The organism is Lamprobacter modestohalophilus (genome assembly GCF_016583905.1).
Taxonomy (GTDB): domain Bacteria; phylum Pseudomonadota; class Gammaproteobacteria; order Chromatiales; family Chromatiaceae; genus Lamprobacter; species Lamprobacter modestohalophilus.
This window is the reverse complement of sequence record NZ_NRRY01000131.1, coordinates 1-2174: the sequence shown is the minus strand read 5'-3', so window position 1 is coordinate 2174 and position 2174 is coordinate 1. Positions and strand designations below refer to the sequence as shown.

Genomic DNA, 2174 nt, shown 5'->3' with positions numbered 1-2174 from the left:
CGTGATGGCCCGGTCTTTGTGAGTCTCTGTCATTGGTCTGCTCCGCTACCTTGGTTGACGATGGGTTCTCATCATCGCTTATTGTGCCCGCTCGGGGTGTGTTGGAGGAGCGGGGCGGACCATTCCATTACTGCCGGCCAGTGAAGTGGATGCTCGCCTTTAAACCCCACCGGATCAGCCATGCTGAACCCCTACCAGAACATTCAGTCAGCGCTCCAGACAGCCCCCAAGACCTGGCTCATCACCGGCGTCGCCGGCTTCATCGGCTCCAACCTGCTCGAGACCCTGCTCAAGCTCGACCAGCGCGTCATCGGCCTCGACAACTTCGCCACCGGCCACCAGCGCAACCTCGACGAGGTTCAAACCAATGGCACAGCTTCTGGCGCCCATCGCACCCTCTGTGGCAGCATCTAGGCCCTGACCAGTCAGCAGGGGAGCGAAGCCGGTGAGCAGAGCACTTCAGAACAAGCCCCTAGCCGAGGCGATCTTTGAGCTGAGATGGGCCTTAGACGCGGTGGCCGGGCGCCAGGTCGATCCCTACTATCCGATCATGCTGGGGGAATTCTTCGCCGCGGTGAAGGAAAGGTACCCATACTGGGAGCCCTTAGTGCCCCCTGGAATGCCGGTTGAACTGGCTCCGCAGGGAGTCCACCATCGATTCCGGGCTGCTGCGGGTCAGTGGCCACTGGTCCAACTCGGTCCAGGCATCATGACGGTCAATGATACCGAAGGATACCAGTGGGAAGGTTTTCAGAAGATCTGCATGGAGATGGTAGAGACGCTGATCGGTCTGTACAGTAGTCAGAAGAGAGACTTTTCGCCGGCCCTCATCAGCCTGAGATACATTGATGCACAGGCATTGCACGGCGTTCCCGTAACCGAGTTTCTGACCAAGCTCAAACTGAAGTTGGAGCCGGGCGCGACACTCTTTGATTCAGGTTGGATACAAGGGCCAGAAACAAAGCACCTCGCACTTGCGCTCAGTTACGAGTCGGTCAAACCCAAAGGCGTTTTCACCGCTCGCTTCAACCAGGGTGAAACCGACTCTCAGCCTGGCTTAATCTGGGATACGCAAATCCTCTCCTCAGGCGACGACTTGCCAGTCGGGCAAGGCGAAATCGAGCAATGGCTGCACGCCGCGCATGCCACCACGAGCGATTGGTTCTTTCGACAAATCGAGGGTGAACTCTTGGAGGCCTACCAATGATCCCAGCTGTTGACATGCCACCGCTGCAGACCTGCACCGTCGAGACCAACCTACACGTCCACTACAAGCGGCAGATGTTCGATACGGCCTTGACCAATCCAAGGGTCGAGCTAAGGCATCCGAATGGGCAAGATGAGACTGACCCGATGGTCACGCAGCATTTTCTGCAACTGATTGACAGGGAAATCGGCGACCATCCGGACCTGCTGATCCCTGCCGACGAAGCCCAGATCGAACGTCTCAAAGCACTACTCAAGGACGTCGAGGTCTGACTGGGCTTCATGGAGAGGAACGGCTGGACGCTCTACTACCTTCCTCTGTTCAAGGATCGACTAGACGCTTTGGAGCAAAAGCTGACGGACCTTGCAGAAAAGCATCCGCAGCGCCTAGCCAGCCATCCTCAGGCCAAGCTACTAAAAAAGGTCTTGCTGGCAATTGAAAACGAAGTGCCGCACAACCCGGCCGCGCCTACCTTTGAGCTTGGGCATACCCTCGGCGTTGAGAATGCCCATTGGCGGCGAGTCAAGGATCGGCTGCCGCCAAGATACCGGCTGTTTTTCCAGTTCGCTTCCAGCGACAACAAGATCATCTACGCCTGGCTGAATGACGAAGCAAGCCTCCGTAAGGATGGTTCCAAGTCAGACGTCTATGTCGTCTTTCAAAGGTTGCTCAGACAAAACAGGGTTCCCTCGGACTATGCCACGCTACTGGCACAATCCCGGTCGCCTGAATGACTGCTGAACACCCGATAAGGAGCCCCAGGTTGTGTTCCAGAACTGTTGGCAAATACTATTAATGCTTAATAAATCAGGAGCTTGAGTGGTGGGCACAACAGATCTGGAGCACTACCATCCAACGCAAGCGCTTTGAGTACGACGCCCTCAAGGCCGAGTTCGAACAACTCACCGCCGAAGCAGAAGCCGAAGGCCTGCTCCCCCCGTGAGCCCGGCCCACCCAACCGTCAACC

The 2174-nt window shown here is 56.9% G+C and carries 4 protein-coding genes; all 4 read left to right on the top strand.

Features of this window, described 5'->3' with window-relative positions:
- Positions 1-180 precede the first annotated feature (180 nt).
- From CKO42_RS28100 to CKO42_RS26225, 4 genes are read left to right on the top strand one after another with little or no spacing between them, the layout of a single operon-like run.
- Positions 181-414 (top strand): NAD-dependent epimerase/dehydratase family protein, encoded by a 234-nt coding sequence (locus tag CKO42_RS28100; RefSeq protein WP_274608977.1) that lies wholly within the window; start codon positions 181-183, stop codon positions 412-414.
- 31 nt (positions 415-445) lie between these two features.
- A complete protein-coding gene (locus tag CKO42_RS26235; protein WP_200252310.1) occupies positions 446-1207 on the top strand; it encodes a TIGR04255 family protein in 762 nt (253 codons plus the stop codon).
- On the top strand, positions 1204-1479 hold the full coding sequence (locus CKO42_RS26230; protein WP_200252305.1) for an AbrB/MazE/SpoVT family DNA-binding domain-containing protein: 276 nt from the start codon (positions 1204-1206) through the stop codon (positions 1477-1479). Before CKO42_RS26235 ends, CKO42_RS26230 begins: the two co-directional genes overlap by 4 nt.
- Positions 1480-1488: 9 nt before the next feature.
- Complete coding sequence (locus CKO42_RS26225) at positions 1489-1941, top strand: type II toxin-antitoxin system YhaV family toxin (RefSeq protein ID WP_200252302.1); 453 nt, start codon at positions 1489-1491, stop codon at positions 1939-1941.
- Positions 1942-2174 lie beyond the last annotated feature (233 nt).

Bases quoted from the DNA above. Each gene is read 5' to 3' on its own strand.
- CKO42_RS28100 (WP_274608977.1), top strand. From the start codon at position 181: ATGCTGAACCCCTACCAGAACATTCAGTCAGCGCTCCAGACAGCCCCC.
- CKO42_RS26230 (WP_200252305.1), top strand. From the start codon at position 1,204: ATGATCCCAGCTGTTGACATGCCACCGCTGCAGACCTGCACCGTCGAG.
- CKO42_RS26225 (WP_200252302.1), top strand. From the start codon at position 1,489: ATGGAGAGGAACGGCTGGACGCTCTACTACCTTCCTCTGTTCAAGGAT.